This window comes from Synechococcus sp. A15-24, from assembly GCF_014280195.1.
Taxonomy (GTDB): domain Bacteria; phylum Cyanobacteriota; class Cyanobacteriia; order PCC-6307; family Cyanobiaceae; genus Parasynechococcus.
The window spans coordinates 1996151-2011571 of sequence record NZ_CP047960.1; the positions used below are offsets into that span (position 1 = coordinate 1996151).

A 15421-nucleotide genomic window follows, 5' to 3' on the forward strand; every position below is an offset into this window, starting at 1 on the left:
GGGGTGTGGTGCTAGTCCATTAACCCACCGTTAAACACAATAAAAAAGCCCCCCTGATAGGGGGGCTGATCTGTGTGAGGAACAAGTCTGAAAACCCGACCGAAGTCGGGCCGTTGAATCAGAACTTGAAGACGGTCTGAACGACGCCACCCCACTGGGACGCATCATCCACACCCTGAGACTGCTCAGGAAGGTAGAAGACTGCAGGAATGACTGAGATTTTGTCAGCCACCTTCAGCTTGAGGGAAGCTTCGATAGCAAGTTCAGGGGCATCAGGGTCATCGCCCTTTTGAGAGACAACGTACTGGGGGGCACCGAATCCGACAGCAAGCTTATGGCTTGACTTTGCCAGCTTGTCCCACTGGAAACCAACCATCCAGCTAGCAAGTTCTTCAACGTCAGAACCCTCAAGGGAGGAGAATCCATAACCAGCGCTGATTGAAGGAATCAGACCAGTCTCAGAAGGCTTCCAGAAACCATTGAGAGCAAAGTTATTGGAGTAGACATCAGTGCCCTTAGCGCAACTTTGCTCCTTAAAGAAGCCAGTTCCGAAACCTGCTTTGCACTGACCGTAGCGATAGCCGAAGGCAACACCCCACTTTTTAGATCCGTAGCCAATCTGGGCAGTCGTATTAGCACGTGAGTTGGAGCCGAACATGCCACCCGCGGTGGGATCGCTGTTCTCTGCTTCTCCAGCATCGGCGACATAGTTCACGGCAACAGTGAACTTAGGGTCCCCTTTAGCTACCTTCTGCTTCCAGATCAAGCCAACCAAACCGCCGGTTTCCTTGTTGTAGACACCAGGTGTGCCCCAGTGACCACCAAACATATTGAGGGTCTTCACTTTGTAAGCCGTGGGCTTCATACCCAAGCTTTCAGTATTCCGAGCCAGAGGGCCTACAATCGCGGTCAGGCCTTTTGCAACAGGGAAGCGATAGTAGAGACGATCAACTTCCATGACGTTTCCAGACATTCCGGAAACATCCAACTTGCGCAATCCACCGGAGAAAGCAGACCCATCCTTCATGTTGCCACCGCGCAGGCGGGTGAAGAGAAGATCCTTACCAGTGAAAGAAGTCTTCAGACCAAGACGCAAGTCATAAGAGAAACTCAAGGCGTCATAGACAGATTTGTCTGCGTCAGCCTCAGAATTAATGGCACCTGTAACGAAGGTAGCCTTACCTTTAAGCTTGGTGGTGGTGGAAAACTGAGTGGCTTCCAGTTCGCCAACGCGAGCTTCCAGACCGTCCACTCGGCCGCGGATCACAGCCAGCTCGGTTTCGAATTCTTTGATCAGACGACGCAGCTGGTCGGTCACCTCGGTGATGCGGTCGAGGCAAGCGTTCAGCAGGGCAGCCGCTTCATAGCGGGTCATGGCCCGGTTGCCACTGAAGGTGCCGTTGGGATAACCGGCGACGCAGCCGTAACGCTCGATCAGGTTGGCGAGTGCCTGGTAGGCCCAGTCAGTCGGGTAGACGTCGGAGAACTGGGTGATGCTGGTGACCTGCTCTTCGGATGCCGAGTAGTCGGACACACCGTTGATGTTCAGGTCTGCGGCGTTGGCGCCGGAGGCCAGGAGGCCTAGGGCGGCAGGCGCTACCAGCAGTTGCTGGAAGAGTTTCATGAGATTCCTCACACCAAAATTGAGGGAAGTGGACAGAGAGTCCACCAGAAAAATACTGGTGAAGGAAAAGTCTGCACAGGAGGCCGCACTGTTATGTGTCCATTACTACGCCTTAACCAGTTTAAGCTTAGGTTAAATAATTAGGTTGAAGGTTGTTAGCCAAAGACAACCCAGCTCACAAAAGGTGGGTTGAGGAAGAAAGCACAAGTAGAGATTCTTCGTTGCTAATTAGAAAATGAAGTTGGACTTCACATAAGCACCGTCAACATAATGTTGAGATCCGCAGCTTGTGCTATTTGAGACCAATCAAAAATGTCAGGGCTGCCGGTGCGACCAAAAGGTCCTGGAGAAGTTTCATACCCATCCCCTCAAATTCCTGCAGGAAGCATTACAACAACAAACTGAAGGCACCGAACTTGGGGAGTTGTGCTTGACCCCATTAACCCATTACTAAACACAATAAAAAAGCCCCCCTGACGGGGGGCTGATCTGTGTGAGGAACAAGTCTGAAAACCCGACCGAAGTCGGGTTATGAATCAGAACTTGAAGACGGTCTGAACTACACCGCCGAACACACCAACGGACTTGTCGTCGGGAGTCTCGAATCCGTAAGGACGAGAAAGCCAGTAAATTGCAGGGGTTACAGCAATTTTGTTGGTGACCTGGAACTTGTACCAGAGCTCCATGGCATAGTTGCCATCGGCAACAAAATCACTTTCGCCTTTGCGATCAATCTTAGTCACGAACCGTGGCTGACCAATAGCAGCTCCAAGGGCGTTCTTCTTCTGGAAAACATCATTCCAAGTAAGACCCACCATCCAAGAGGCCATCTCACGGATTTCGGTCGCATCCTCCCAGTCATCGTTGCCGTTGCTGTAGGAAGCACCAACACCCGCACTAATGGAAGGAATCATGCCTGATTCCTCAGGGCGCCAGAGGCATGGAGTGACCAGTTGTGGCTATAGGCATCAGAACGAACTTCTTTGCCGTCTTTATTTTCAACGGTGCAAGAAGTGTCGCCCTTACCAGCGAACTCTGTACCAGTACGGAATTTAGCTCCGCACTGTCCGTAGCGATAACCAGCGGCAAGGCCCCATCTCTTGGTTCCGTAGGCAATCTGGCTGGTGATGTTCGCTTCGGAGTTATCGGTCATGAAGCCACCCGAATTGGGGTTGCTATCTTCACCCTCTCCGGAGTCAGCAATGTAGTTAGCGGCAAGAGTCCAGTAAGGATTGCCCTTTCCGGCGCTCTTCTTGTTGGTGTAGATCAGACCGAAGCCGCTGCCAGTTTCCTTGTTCCAGACGCCGGGGGTTCCCAGAGAACCACCGAAGAAGTCGAGAACCTTCTGGCCACCCTTGGCATAAGCACTGGCCTTGTAGCCCATCATTTCGGTGTTGCGGGTCAGAGCACCGATCTGAGCCTTAAATCCGCTGCCCAGGGGAAATCGATAGTACAAACGATCAATCTCAACAGCGTTGCCGCCAGGAGCACCAGTGTCAAGCTTGTTCAAGCCAACACCGTTGCCATCCCAAACCGAGGCATCGCCCTGGTTGCCGACACGGAGGCGAGTGAAGAGCAAATCCTTACCAGTGAAGGACGTCTTCAGACCCAGGCGCAGGTCATAACTGAAGGTGAAAGCGCCGTACTCAGCGTTGTAGTCATCCCTCATATTGCCAGGGTTATCACCAAGAGCTTTGGTGGCACCCATGACGAAATTCGCCTTGCCTTTCAGCTTGGTGGTGGTGGAGAACTGAGTGGCTTCCAGTTCGCCAACGCGAGCTTCCAGACCGTCCACGCGGCCGCGGATCACAGCCAGCTCGGTTTCGAATTCTTTGATCAGACGACGCAGCTGGTCGGTCACCTCGGTGATGCGGTCGAGGCAAGCGTTCAGCAGGGCAGCCGCTTCATAGCGGGTCATGGCCCGGTTGCCACTGAAGGTGCCGTTGGGGTAACCGGCGACGCAGCCGTAACGCTCGATCAGGTTGGCGAGTGCCTGGTAGGCCCAGTCAGTCGGGTAGACGTCGGAGAACTGGGTGATGCTGGTGACCTGCTCTTCGGATGCCGAGTAGTCGGACACACCGTTGATGTTCAGGTCTGCGGCGTTGGCGCCGGAGGCCTAGGGCGGCAGGCGCTACCAGCAGTTGCTGTAAGAGTTTCATGAGATTCCTCACACCAAAATTGAGGGAAGTGGACAGAGAGTCCCTAAAAAAGATACTGGTGAAGCAAAAGCATCCACAAGGGTCCGCACAATTTTGTGTCCATTACTACACTTTGAACAATTTAAAGCAAGTTTAAAGGCCAGAGTGGCAGTTAAAGGCAAAAAAAACCCACCTCATAAGAGGTGGGTCGGAAAAGAAAGAACAAGTGGAGGTTCTTCGTTGGCGATCAGAAGGTAAATGTGGTCTTCACGTAAGCACCTTGGACGTAATCACTTGAAAGATCGCCGGAATACTCATCAATGATGAAGTAAGTCGGCGTGACGGTGATGTTGTCGGTAACGGCAAACTTATAGAAGATTTCCCACATCATGTTGTAGTCGTCTTCGATTTTAGGAGCCTGACCGATGGCTGTGCCGAATGAGTTACCTTCAATGCCGACATCAGACCACTCAAAACCGGCGTACCAGCTGGTGATCTCTTCGTCTGAATCGTCAGGGTTAGACAATGAGTAACCACCACTCACAGAAGGAATGATACCTGAATCTGCAGGTGCCCATGCTGCAGCAATGCTGAAGCCATGACGGCTGTCACCAGCTTCAGCAGCTGCCTTGTTGGTGCCGATGGTCAGGCCAACATTTTGCGCGTAGGCATAACCAACTTGAGCCAAGAAGCTACCTTCAGCGATTTCACCTTCATAGAAAAGCTGCCAAGAAGATGTCGAACCGGTTTCAGCACGGCCAATGCCCGTACTGCTTCCATCCCATGCGACGTAGTTGCCGCTGAGTTTGAAACCAGAGTCTCCAAGCGTATAAATACCACCCAAGCCGGCGCCGGTGCTAGCCAGGTTGTTGGTTGCCCAGGCACCGCCATAGGTGAAGAAGTCCAGCAGCAGGTCGGAGGGGTAGAAGGTTGCATAGCCGGCGTACATACCAGGGTCATCCGTCCTCACCACAGGACCAGCTGTCACCGTCAGGTTCTCACCAACAGGGAAGGTGTAGAACAAGCGACCTATTTTGACGGTGTTACCGGAGGACATGGCGGTCTCAACAAAGGTGAGACCTTCATCCCAGACGGAGGGACCGAAGTTACCGGAACGCAGAACGGTCGTCAGCATGTCCTTACCCGTGAAGGACGTTTTCAGGGCAAGACGAAGGTCGTAGTTGAAGGTGAGTGCCTCACCCTCATCATCGTCGAAACCTTCAGCAGCACCAAAGACCCAAGCGGAGTAACCCTTCAGCTTGGTGGTGGTGGAGAACTGGGTCGCTTCAAGTTTGCCGACGCGAGCCTCGAGACCGTCGACTTTGCCGGCGATCATTGCGAGTTCTTTCTCGAACTCAGAAATAAGACTCTTGAGTTGATCGGTCACCTCGGTGACGCGATCGAGGCAGGCATTCAGCAGGGCAGCCGCTTCGTAGCGGGTCATGGCCCGGCCACCACGGAAGGTGCCGTTGGGGTAGCCGGCCACGCAGCCGTACTGATCCACCAGGTTGCTCAGAGCCTGGTAAGCCCAGTCGGTGGGATAAACGTCAGAAAACTGGGTGACGCTGGTGACCTGATCCTTCTTGGAAGAAGAGGAGTACTCAGCAACACCATTGATGTTGAGCTCGGTGGCATTGGCACCGGTGGCCAGAAGGCCAAGGGCGGCTGGAGCCACCAGCAATTGCTGGAAAAGCTTCATGGGGGATCCTCACACAGAACATGGGCGCAACAGCGCCACCTAGATCTCATAGGGCTTTACCAAGCTTTAACCAAGCAATCCTGTGCCAGCTCCCTCAATGACTAGTAACAGGTGTCACAGAAAACGCCTAAAAGCGTTTGCTACGAACATAAAATTGATTCATGTGGGCAACCACCCACAGTGGGGACGGCTCCTTGTGCGCTCCATGTCCTCTCGGGTCCTGCGCGTCGCCATTCTCTTTGCAGCCGTCCTGCTGGCGCTGCAGGCCTGGCGGTCCTGGGTGCTCCTGGCCAGTTACGACCAGGGAATCTTTCAGCAAGTGCTATGGAACTCTCTCCAGGGTCATCCGTTTGAAAGCACCCTCTCCTCGCAGCTCTCCACCAATGTGATCCACGCCGGGGAGCTGCCCTCGGTCGACTACGAGCGGCTTGGTCAGCATTTCACCCCCACTCTCCTGCTCTGGACACCCCTTCTGGGGCTGATCGGAGGTGCCGCCCTGCCGCTGGTGCAGGTGGGACTGATCACGGCGGCTGGCCTCACATTGCATCGACTGGCCTTGGGTCTGCTGCCGGAACGCACTGCCAACTGGCTCACCTACGGCTTCTTTGCAGGTAATGCCCTTATCGGCCCCACGCTCGGGAACTACACCGACCTCTGCCAGCTGCCCCTGGCCGTGTTTGTCCTGATGCTCGGCCTGGTGGAACGTCGCCGCTGGTGGATCACTGGGGCAGCCCTATGGATCCCTTTGATCCGCGAGGACACCGGTGTGCTGCTGGTGGCCATCGGTCTGTGGCTGCTGCTGCGGCAACGGCAGCGCTGGCCGTTGGCCATGACCTTGATCGCCTGGGGTGGTGGCTGGGTGGTGATCTGCACCAACCTGCTGATGCCGCTGTTCTCCGACGACAACGCCAAGCGGTTCATGGTGGAGAACTTCGGACAGTATCTGGGGGACGAGAACAGCAGCTCAAGCCTCGGGATCGTGGGCCACGCCCTGCGCCAGCCCCTGCTGCTGCTTCAGCAATTGGTGGATCCGCCGGGTCAAACCCTGCTGTATCTGCTCGGCCACGGCCTGCCCTTTCTGTTTGTCCCTGTCATCAGCCTCGACACCTGGCTGCTGGCGGGCCCCAGTCTGCTCGGGCTGTTTCTGGCCCAGGGGGCCAACGACCCCCTCTCGATCACCATCCGCTACACGCTGCTGGTGGTGCCGGGATTCGCCCTTGGCGCTCTGTTCTGGTGGCAGCGTCGGCCAAAATCCAACCCTGGAGCGCGAACCCGTCTGGCCTGGGGAGCTGCTCTCAGCCTGTCTCTGCTGCTGACGGTCAGCAGCAACCCCCACCGCAGCCTGTCCTTTCTGATCCCGGACAGCATTGATCCCTGGGTGTACAGCGCCCCATGGCGTCAGTGGCACCATGGCGCCGCCGCTCGCCAGGCCCTGTCCGTCATCCCCGCCGATGGCACCGTGGCCGCCAATACACCCCTGGTGCCGCTGCTCGCCAGACGCGCCGTGCTCGTGCGTTTCCCATTCGCCACGGGCTATCTGGATCGATCCGGATCTCCCCAGCAGGTGGACTGGATCGCCGTGGATCTCGAGCAGCTCGAGCAATACGGGGTTGCTTTCAGAGGCGACTGGAAACAGCTGCGCAACGCTCGCCGCTGGCTGGCGGCCCATCGCGACAGCAATCGGGTGCAGGCCATCAACAGTGGTGTGGTGGTGCTGCAGCGCAATGGCGTTCAGCATCCCAACCTTGAAGCCGCCCTCGATCGACAGCTGGATCGACCACTCCCTGCCGACCCCCGCCGGCGCTCCTGATCAAAACGATGCCCCCGATCGGAAGACCGACCGGGGGCTCTCGCCGAGTCCGCTTGTGCCGCGGAACCGGATGATCAGTTAGAGGGCGCCGTTCAGCCGGCGTTCTCCGCGATCAGCAGACCCTGCATGAAAGAACTGGATTGCATGGACACCTCCTCCTGAAAGGGTTGATGAGCGCCGGTGATGCATTCGGTGGTGTCCAGGACCCGAAGGTCCGAAGATGCCACCACACCACTGCGGTCGGGACTCTTGAACCCTAACGGAGGTGTCAAAACTTTGGCGAAGCTGCTGGATCAGCGGCGCTGGCTGATGCCACTGCTGCTGTGGCTGCTCACGCTGCTGCTCTGGCTGCCGGGTCTGGGCAACCTGCCGCTGCGCGACTGGGATGAAGGGCGCGTGGCCACGGTGGCCCGCTCCAGCTCCAGCCTGCTGCCGATGAAATGGCAGCAGCCTTACCTCAACAAACCCCCCGGTCTTCACGCCCCCATGGGCCAGTTGATCCGTGCCCACGGAGAGCAGGACGCCCTGGTGCGACTGCTGCCGGCCATGCTCTCCACCCTGGCGGTCCCCCTGATCGTGCTGATGCGCAGGGAGCTCGGTGGTTCCGACCGGCAACGCAGGGCCCTGCTGGCGGGGGTGGTGTTGATGACCCTGCTGCCCATGGCCCGTCACGGCCGGCTGGCGATGTTGGACGGCACGTTGGTGAGTTGCAGCCTGCTGTTGTGGTGGAGCTGGATCCGAGCCCGTCAGCATCCCCTGGTTGCTCTAAGCGCAGGGATCGCCAGCAGTGGCGTGTTGCTGCTGAAACCACCGGCACTGCTGGGGTTGGGCCTGATCGCCCTGGTTGTGGGCGGCCGCAACAGCTGGCCGCGCTGGCGCGGCTGGATCGGCCTCAGCCTGGGACTGCTGCCCGGGCTGAGCTGGCATCTCTGGCACTGGAGTGTGCGCGGCGACGATGCGCTGCTGATGTGGGGCGGCCAGGGACTGGCCCGGATCACCAGCAGCGTCGGCGATGGCCACGGTTGGTGGACCCCATGGGTGGAGGTGCTAGAGGGTGGTTGGCCCTGGCTGCTGCTGCTGCCCATCGGTCTGTCCTGGGCCTGGCGGCAACGCCATGTCACCGCCGGGCGCTGGGAACTGGGGCTGCTCATCGGCAGTGCTGCCCTGGTGCTGCCGCTCCGCACCCAGTTGCCCTGGTACAGCCACCTGCTCTGGCCGCCTCTGGCCCTGCTCTGCGCCGAAGGGCTGGCTCAACTGCTCGACTCCGGAACGCCTCGCTGGGTGGGCCGGTGCTGGCAGGCCCTCGGCCTTGGACTGAGCCTGGCTGGATTGGGCACGCTGGTGATCCGCGAGCCAGAACTGCCGAGCCTCAGCCTGCTGCTGGCGGGGTTCGGGCTGTTGGCTGGAGGCCAAGCCATCAGTCATCCCCAGCCCCAGCGGCGACGACGCGGGCTGGCGATCCTGGTGATCGCCTGGGGCCTGGCGCTGCTTGCGCTCTGGCACAGCCGCCTCTGGCTATGGGAGCTGAATGAAAGCTGGGATCCACGGCCTGTGGCCGCTCAGGTACGGGCGCTGCCGGCCGATGCGTCCGTTTGGCTGAAGGGGCCCACTCGGCCATCCCTCGGCTGGTATGGGGGCCGAAACCTGCTGCAGTACCGCAAGAGTGAGCCACCCAAGGGGCCCTACTGGCTGGTGAGCAACAAGCCGATGCCGGGCTGCCTGCCGAGCCAGGACCCGGCCAGCGGTGAGTGGCAGCTATGGAAATGCGAATGAAACCACCCCGCCAGCTCTGGGGTCTTGCCGTCGGTCTGGGGCTGATTGGCTGGGGCTGCAGCGCCATGCGGCATGGCCTGCTGCACAGCAACGCCTACGACCTGGGCCTGTTTGACCAGTGGGTCTGGCTGATCAGCCAGGGGCTGCCACCAATCTCCTCGATGGAGCACGTTCACGTGCTGGCGGATCACGGTGCCTGGCTGCTGTATGGCACCGGTCTGCTCTACAAGCTGTTCCCATCGGTGCAGTGGCTGCTGGCGGCCCAAGCCCTGGCCCTGAGTCTCACGGCCATCCCGATCTGGTGGCTGGCGCAGCAGGCTGGCGTCTCCAGACAGGGCTGCTGGCTGGCATGCGGACTGTGGTGGCTGCAGCCCGTCGTCTTCAACGCTCTGCTGTTCGATGTGCACCCGGAAACGTGGGTGATGCCCGCCTTCGCCTGGGCCCTCTGGGCCGAACGGGCGGAACGCCCACGCCTGTGGTTAGCCCTGCTGCTGGTGATGCTGGGGGCCCGTGATGGGCTGGTGCTGGTACTCGGCGGCATGGGGCTCGATCTGGCATGGCGCCAGCGCTGGCGATGGAGTGCCGCCGTCAGCGGGCTGGCAGCGAGCTGGTTGCTGCTGCTGAGTCGGTGGCTCTATCCCTGGCTGCGCGATGGCGAAGGCCCCAAGGCCGCCGCTCGCATGTTCAGTCATCTCAGCGGCGGGCCGATGCAGATCCTGCAGAGCCTCGACTGGAGCGGAGGCCTTCAGTACCTGGTGCTGCTCTGCCTGCCCTGCATCTGGCTCTGGCGACGGCGATCACTGCCGACCCTGCTGATCGCCCTTCCCCTGGTGCTGGTCAATCTGCTGTCGGCCTCCGCCAGCTACCGCACCTTGGTGCATCACTACAGCCTTCCCCTGGCGCTGGTCGCCGTGCTGGCGGCCATTGATGGAGGGTTGGCAGCTGACCGACCCCGCCATCGACTTCCCAGGAGCCTGATCTGGGCAGCAGCCTGCTGGCTGGCCCTGGCCAAACCCTTGTTCTTCACAGGGCCCTACCTGCAGCGGCTGCCGCACCTGCACTCAGCTCAGGAAGCCCTGGCCAAGGTGCATCCGAACGACGCGGTGCTCACCACGAGCTACCTGGTGCCTCACCTCAGCCAGCGCCGCCGGATCGCCTTCCCCAAAGCCGCCTTCAACAGTGAACTCAGCGACCAAACCTGGACGGTGCTGCTGCTGAACCCTATCGACCCTGGCTGGGGTTCCACCAGAAAGGTGCAACGGCGGCTGATCGATCAGGCTGAACGCCAGGACTGGCACTGCCGGGATTGGCCCTCGGGCCTGACACTCTGCAGATCATCGGAACCTGAGCACTCTGAACGACTCCATGGCCTCGCTTCAGACCCCAGACCCCCGTTCAGCTGAGTCTGCGCAGCAGCGTGTCCGTCTGGCCGCAGCACTGTTCCTGCTGATCGGCTGCGCCTTGCAGTGGTGGCGTATGCAATCCCTCACAGCCTCCATGGACCAGGGCATCCTGATGCAGGTGCTCTGGAACGGCCTGCGGGGGCACCCCTTCGAGAGCACGCTCTCGTCGCAGCTGTCCACCAACGTGATCCACAGCGATGAGCTGCCCGCCCTCGGTTACCACCGGCTCGGGCAGCACTTCACCCCAATCCTGGCGTTATGGATTCCGCTGGTGGGGCTGCTGGGGAAATGGGCCCTTCCGATGCTGCAGGTGGTGCTGATCACCGCTGCTGGGCTGGTGCTGCACCGGTTGGCGCAACGGCAGCTCAAGCCCGACCTGGCGGCCCTGGTCACCATCGCGTTTTACGGCGCAAATGCGGTGATCGCGCCCTGCATGCTCAGCAACTTCACCGATCTCAGTCAGCTGCCGTTGTGCGTGTTTCTGCTGCTGCTGGGGCTGGAGCGCCAGCAGCGCTGGCTCACATGGGCAGCCGCTCTTTCCATTCCCCTGATTCGGGAGGACACCGGCGTTGTGCTGATGGGAGTTGGGATCTGGCTGGGTCTGCGCCGTAGGGGGCGCTGGCCGATGGCCGTGACGTTGATCCTGTTCGGTGGCGGATGGGTGGCCCTGTCCACCAACGTTCTGATGCCGTTGTTCAGCGCAGACAACGCCCAACGGTTCATGGTGGAGAACTTCGGGCAATACCTGGAAGGCCGCGACCAGGCCAGCAGCCTGGAGGTGCTTGGGCTAGTGCTGCGCCAGCCTCTGGTTCTGCTGCGCGAACTGGTGTCGCCACCGGGCAACACCATCACCTACCTACTGGCCCAGGGCTTACCGCTGATCCTGGTGCCCTTCATCTCGATCGACAGCTGGCTGCTGATGGGGCTGCCACTGCTGGGGTTGCTCCTGGCCCAGGGCTTCAACAATCCGCTGTCCATCAGCATCCGATACACCTTTCTGGTGGTGCCGGGGCTGTTCGCTGGAGCCGTGCTCTGGTGGCGCAGCCGTCAGGGGCTGTTCGAATCTCGCCGCCTGCGCCGGATCTGGGCTGGCGCCATCGCCCTGTCCTGTTTGTTCACTGTGACGGCCAATCCAAACCAGAGCTTGTCCTGGATGATTCCAGACAGCATCCAACCCTGGATCTACCGGGATCCCGTGGCCCAGTTCCGCCATGGCCAGCGGGCCCTTGCTTTGATCCAGACCATTCCAGACAACAGCAGTGTTGCGGCCACCACGGGCCTGATCCCCCACCTGGCCAATCGTGAAGTCCTGATCCGCTTTCCGTACCACGACCGTTATCAGAATCAGGATGGCCAACCCGTTCCGGTGGAGTGGGTTGCGGCCGATCTCCACAACCAGCGCCTGTTTCAGACGTTTCGAAAACAGCGCAAGGGTCTGAAGCGCAATCTCCGCCAGCTCAATGAGCTGTCGGATCAGGGGTATGGCGTTGTTGCCTTCGACGATGACGTCGTCCTGCTGCAACGACAGGCCCAAACTGATGCAGTGGCACAACAGGCGTTCAATGCACTCTTTAGATCTTTAAATTTCTGAACTATGTCATCTCAACAAAAAAGCCCCCCTTTCGGGGGGCTAATAACGATCACATTCTAGATCAGAGGGCGTTACCACGGGGCAGAACCTCTTCAGGGAAGACGAAGTTTTCGTGCGGCTGGTCAGCCGGTGCCATCCAGGCACGCAGACCTTCATTCAGAAGGATGTTCTTGGTGTAGAAGGTCTCGAATTCGGGATCTTCTGCAGCGCGAATTTCCTGCGACACGAAGTCGTAGGCACGCAGGTTGAGGGCGAGGCCGATGATGCCGATGGAGCTGGTCCACAGGCCCATCACAGGCACGAACAGCATGAAGAAGTGCAGCCAGCGCTTGTTGGAGAAGGCGATACCGAAGATCTGACTCCAGAAGCGGTTGGCGGTGACCATGGAATAGGTCTCTTCTTCCTGAGTGGGCTCGAACGCCTTGAAGGTGTTGGCCTGCTCGCCGTCCTCAAACAGGGTGTTTTCCACGGTTGCGCCGTGAATGGCGCAAAGCAGTGCACCGCCGAGGATGCCGGCGACGCCCATCATGTGAAAGGGATTCAGGGTCCAGTTGTGGAAGCCCTGGAGGAAGAGGAGGAAGCGGAAGATCGCAGCCACACCGAAGGATGGCGCGAAGAACCAGCTGCTCTGACCGAGGGGGTACATCAGGAAGACGCTGACGAACACCGCGATCGGGCCGGAGAAGGCGATGGCGTTGTACGGGCGGATGCCCACCAGACGAGCGATCTCGAACTGACGCAGCATGAAGCCGATCAGCGCGAAGGCGCCGTGCAGGGCCACGAAGGCCCATAGGCCGCCGAGCTGACACCAGCGAACGAAGTCGCCTTGGGCTTCAGGGCCCCAGAGCAGCAGCAGGCTGTGACCCATCGCATCAGCGGGGGTGGAGACAGCAGCAGTGAGGAAGTTGCAACCTTCCAGGTACGAGGAGGCAATGCCGTGGGTGTACCAGGAGGTGACGAAGGTGGTGCCTGTGAGCCAGCCACCGATGGCCAAGTAGGCCGTGGGGAAAAGGAGGATGCCGGACCAGCCGACAAAAACGAAGCGGTCGCGCTTGAGCCAGTCATCGAGGATGTCGAACCATCCCCGCTGAGGCGCGCGTCCTACAGCGATCGTCATGAGAAAGGCGCTTCATGAAGCGTTACACGACAACCCTAGGTGTTGTTTTCCGTCCTGGAGCAAGAAATCCGTACCAGGGCGAAACGATGAGTAAAAATGCCCAGGCGTGAACAGTCAGGCGCGCTGCTGCTCCGCGAGAATGAGCGCCTTGAGACATCAATGCCGTGTACGTCATCGAACTGGCCCTGCGCATGAGCCCCGTCCCGGTGTCCGTACAGCGCAAGGAGGCCGAGGCCGCTGAAGCTCTTTATCAGCAGATCCGACAAGCCCTGGAGAGCGGTCAACCCCGCCTGCTGGAGCTCACCTGCGAGAAAGTGGAGGGCAAGAAAGTCACCCTGCTGATCAGTGAGGTTCTCGCCGTTCAGCTTTATGAAAAGACTGCGGCGACGGGCGGCAGCAAGCGCCCCGGCTTCTCCTTTGACTCCTGAGACCGCGACCGCTGAGCTTCGGATCACAGGCCTGAGCCATCGCTGGGCCAATGAGCAGAGGGTTCTTGACGAATGCAATCTCGTCATCCCGAAGCCTGGACTCTGGATGCTGGTGGGTTGCAACGGCAGTGGCAAAAGCACCCTGTTTCGCCTGATCGCAGGGCTGATCGAACCGCAATCCGGATCGATCAGCTCCGACCATCGATCCGCTCTGGTGTTTCAGAACCCGGATCATCAATTACTCCTGCCGAGCTGCTGCAGCGATCTGTTGTTGGGCATGGATCAAGGCCTCGACAACAGCGAACGTCGCGAACGAGTCCGACTGCGGCTGGAGGAACTGGGGCTGGCAGGGCTGGAGCGTCGACCGATCCATGCCCTCAGTGGCGGCCAGAAACAGCGACTAGCCATTGCCGGAGCTCTGGCCAGCGAGGCGAGCCTGCTGTTGCTGGATGAGCCGACGGCTTTGCTCGATCCAGACAGTCAGTCCAGCGTGCTCGCCGCCGTTCAGGAGCTTTGCCGACGACCAGAGGCCCCCCTCACAGCGCTGTGGATCACCCACCGGCTCGAGGAACTGACCTGTGCCGACGGCGCGGCTGAGATGCGTGCGGGGCGTATTGGTCCGTGGATGTCAGGAACAGAACTGCAACGACGCTTGCAGCACGGGAGCTCTGACAGGTAAGTTCTTCGGGAGCCATTCCTCGGTAGCTCAGCGGTAGAGCGGTCGACTGTTAATCGATTGGTCGCAGGTTCGAATCCCGCCCGGGGAGCTTTCAAGCCACAGCAAACGCTGTGGCTTTTTTTATTGACAAAAAAGGAATTTTCATGACAACCGATTGCCCGAAGCGGAAGACTTCCTGAACAGCCACCTCGGCTCAGCCGATTACCAAGGCGCAAGATCGCTTGCAGCACAGCGGTTCTCAGAGATCAACCTGAAATTCCTTCCACAACGCAAAATCTGCAGACACCCGAAAAGCTTGAGAGAATCCTTTAAGCGTCGTTCCAGAAGACCAGCGCTCCGTTTTCTTTTCTTGTTCCGCCCCCAGATCGATGAAGCCTTGCATCCTGCTGATCGAAGACGACCAGGACATGCGCGACCTGGTGAGTGGTCATTTGGAGCACAGCGGCTTCGACGTTCAAAGGGCCGATGACGGCATCAAGGGCCAGGCCCTAGCGCTCCAGTACACGCCGGATCTGATCCTGCTGGACCTGATGCTGCCCAAAGTCGATGGCCTGACCCTCTGTCAGCGCCTGCGCCGCGATGACCGCACCTCCGGCATCCCGATCCTGATGCTCACGGCCCTCGGCGGCACCAAGGACAAGGTCAGTGGTTTCAACTCAGGCGCCGACGACTACCTAACCAAGCCCTTCGATCTGGAGGAGCTGCAAGCGCGGGTGAAGGCACTCCTCCGCCGCAGTGATCGTGCTCCCGTGGGCTCGAGCAACCACAACGAAATCCTCAGCTACGGACCGCTCACCCTCGTGCCCGAGCGGTTTGAAGCCATCTGGTTTGACACCCCGGTGCGGCTCACCCACCTGGAATTCGAACTGCTCCACTGCCTGTTGCAACGCCACGGACAGACTGTCGCTCCATCCCTGATTCTCAAAGAGGTCTGGGGTTACGAACCGGACGACGACATCGAAACCATTCGCGTTCACGTGCGTCATTTGCGCACCAAGCTTGAACCTGACCCGCGCAAGCCTCGCTTCATCAAGACCGTCTACGGAGCCGGCTACTGCCTTGAGTTGCCGATCGGTGGCGAACTGGACGACCTTCAGGATGTTGTCGCCATTGCCCGCAATGAGCGCAAGCAGGAAAGCGAACGGGCCAGCGCCTGAGC

General features: G+C 59.5%; 12 protein-coding genes, 1 tRNA gene and 1 pseudogene. 8 read left to right on the forward strand and 6 right to left on the reverse strand.

The features are described from left to right. Window positions 1-118: 118 nt before the first annotated feature. The 3 genes and pseudogenes from SynA1524_RS11335 to SynA1524_RS11345 form a co-directional block, all read right to left on the reverse strand. On the reverse strand, window positions 119-1624 hold the full coding sequence (locus SynA1524_RS11335; protein ID WP_186497991.1) for an iron uptake porin: 1506 nt from the start codon (window positions 1622-1624) through the stop codon (window positions 119-121). Window positions 1625-2160: 536 nt separating this feature from the next. Next, window positions 2161-3783, reverse strand: a pseudogene (locus tag SynA1524_RS11340) (iron uptake porin). Window positions 3784-4009: 226 nt separating this feature from the next. Next, window positions 4010-5461, reverse strand: coding sequence for an iron uptake porin (locus tag SynA1524_RS11345; RefSeq protein ID WP_186497993.1), 1452 nt, complete (start codon window positions 5459-5461; stop codon window positions 4010-4012). A gap of 205 nt (window positions 5462-5666) precedes the next feature. Here SynA1524_RS11345 and SynA1524_RS11350 point away from each other — a divergent pair, with 205 nt between their 5' ends. Continuing rightward, window positions 5667-7271: a DUF2079 domain-containing protein gene (locus SynA1524_RS11350; protein ID WP_186497995.1), complete on the forward strand. Its 1605-nt coding sequence runs from the start codon at window positions 5667-5669 to the stop codon at window positions 7269-7271. A 92-nt stretch (window positions 7272-7363) separates the two neighbouring features. Here the strand turns inward: SynA1524_RS11350 and SynA1524_RS13110 are convergent, their stop codons facing one another. After that, window positions 7364-7498: a hypothetical protein gene (locus SynA1524_RS13110; protein WP_286188584.1), complete on the reverse strand. Its 135-nt coding sequence runs from the start codon at window positions 7496-7498 to the stop codon at window positions 7364-7366. A gap of 22 nt (window positions 7499-7520) precedes the next feature. Here SynA1524_RS13110 and SynA1524_RS11355 point away from each other — a divergent pair, with 22 nt between their 5' ends. The 3 genes from SynA1524_RS11355 to SynA1524_RS11365 are packed head-to-tail and all read left to right on the forward strand — an operon-like array spanning window position 7521 to window position 12038. Further along, window positions 7521-9044, forward strand: a complete 1524-nt coding sequence (locus SynA1524_RS11355; RefSeq protein ID WP_502707896.1) for a phospholipid carrier-dependent glycosyltransferase — start codon at window positions 7521-7523, stop codon at window positions 9042-9044. Beyond that, complete coding sequence (locus SynA1524_RS11360; RefSeq protein WP_186498007.1) at window positions 9029-10447, forward strand: DUF2079 domain-containing protein; 1419 nt, start codon at window positions 9029-9031, stop codon at window positions 10445-10447. The genes SynA1524_RS11355 and SynA1524_RS11360 overlap by 16 nt, the downstream gene beginning before the upstream one ends. Then, entirely contained in the window at window positions 10410-12038 is a 1629-nt protein-coding gene (locus SynA1524_RS11365) for a DUF2079 domain-containing protein (protein WP_186498009.1), read from the forward strand. Before SynA1524_RS11360 ends, SynA1524_RS11365 begins: the two co-directional genes overlap by 38 nt. Before the next feature lie 61 nt (window positions 12039-12099). Here the strand turns inward: SynA1524_RS11365 and psbD are convergent, their stop codons facing one another. Continuing rightward, a complete protein-coding gene (gene psbD / locus SynA1524_RS11370) occupies window positions 12100-13155 on the reverse strand; it encodes a photosystem II D2 protein (photosystem q(a) protein) (protein WP_011127544.1) in 1056 nt (351 codons plus the stop codon). 164 nt (window positions 13156-13319) lie between these two features. Here psbD and SynA1524_RS11375 point away from each other — a divergent pair, with 164 nt between their 5' ends. The 3 genes from SynA1524_RS11375 (at window position 13320) to SynA1524_RS11385 (ending at window position 14350) form a co-directional block, all read left to right on the forward strand. Next, complete coding sequence (locus SynA1524_RS11375) at window positions 13320-13583, forward strand: UPF0367 protein family (protein ID WP_011129086.1); 264 nt, start codon at window positions 13320-13322, stop codon at window positions 13581-13583. Further along, window positions 13573-14262: an ABC transporter ATP-binding protein gene (locus tag SynA1524_RS11380; RefSeq protein WP_186498011.1), complete on the forward strand. Its 690-nt coding sequence runs from the start codon at window positions 13573-13575 to the stop codon at window positions 14260-14262. The genes SynA1524_RS11375 and SynA1524_RS11380 overlap by 11 nt, the downstream gene beginning before the upstream one ends. 16 nt (window positions 14263-14278) lie before the next feature. After that, window positions 14279-14350, forward strand: a tRNA-Asn gene (locus tag SynA1524_RS11385). A 150-nt stretch (window positions 14351-14500) separates the two neighbouring features. Here SynA1524_RS11385 and SynA1524_RS11390 read toward each other — a convergent pair. Then, the gene (locus SynA1524_RS11390; RefSeq protein WP_186498013.1) at window positions 14501-14644 is read right to left on the reverse strand and encodes a hypothetical protein; all 144 of its coding nucleotides are present in this window, start codon (window positions 14642-14644) and stop codon (window positions 14501-14503) included. Between SynA1524_RS11390 and SynA1524_RS11395 the strand changes: the two genes are divergently transcribed. Further along, window positions 14631-15419 carry a response regulator transcription factor gene (locus SynA1524_RS11395; protein ID WP_186498015.1) on the forward strand — a complete coding sequence of 263 codons (789 nt, stop codon included), beginning with the start codon at window positions 14631-14633 and terminating at the stop codon, window positions 15417-15419. The two genes, SynA1524_RS11390 and SynA1524_RS11395, sit on opposite strands and share 14 nt — an antisense overlap. Window positions 15420-15421: the final 2 nt, after the last annotated feature.

Bases quoted from the DNA above. Each gene is read 5' to 3' on its own strand.
- SynA1524_RS11335 (WP_186497991.1), bottom strand. From the start codon at position 1,624: ATGAAACTCTTCCAGCAACTGCTGGTAGCGCCTGCCGCCCTAGGCCTC.
- SynA1524_RS11345 (WP_186497993.1), bottom strand. From the start codon at position 5,461: ATGAAGCTTTTCCAGCAATTGCTGGTGGCTCCAGCCGCCCTTGGCCTT.
- SynA1524_RS11350 (WP_186497995.1), top strand. From the start codon at position 5,667: ATGTCCTCTCGGGTCCTGCGCGTCGCCATTCTCTTTGCAGCCGTCCTG.
- SynA1524_RS11360 (WP_186498007.1), top strand. From the start codon at position 9,029: ATGGAAATGCGAATGAAACCACCCCGCCAGCTCTGGGGTCTTGCCGTC.
- SynA1524_RS11365 (WP_186498009.1), top strand. From the start codon at position 10,410: ATGGCCTCGCTTCAGACCCCAGACCCCCGTTCAGCTGAGTCTGCGCAG.
- psbD (WP_011127544.1), bottom strand. From the start codon at position 13,155: ATGACGATCGCTGTAGGACGCGCGCCTCAGCGGGGATGGTTCGACATC.
- SynA1524_RS11395 (WP_186498015.1), top strand. From the start codon at position 14,631: ATGAAGCCTTGCATCCTGCTGATCGAAGACGACCAGGACATGCGCGAC.
- SynA1524_RS11390 (WP_186498013.1), bottom strand. From the start codon at position 14,644: ATGCAAGGCTTCATCGATCTGGGGGCGGAACAAGAAAAGAAAACGGAG.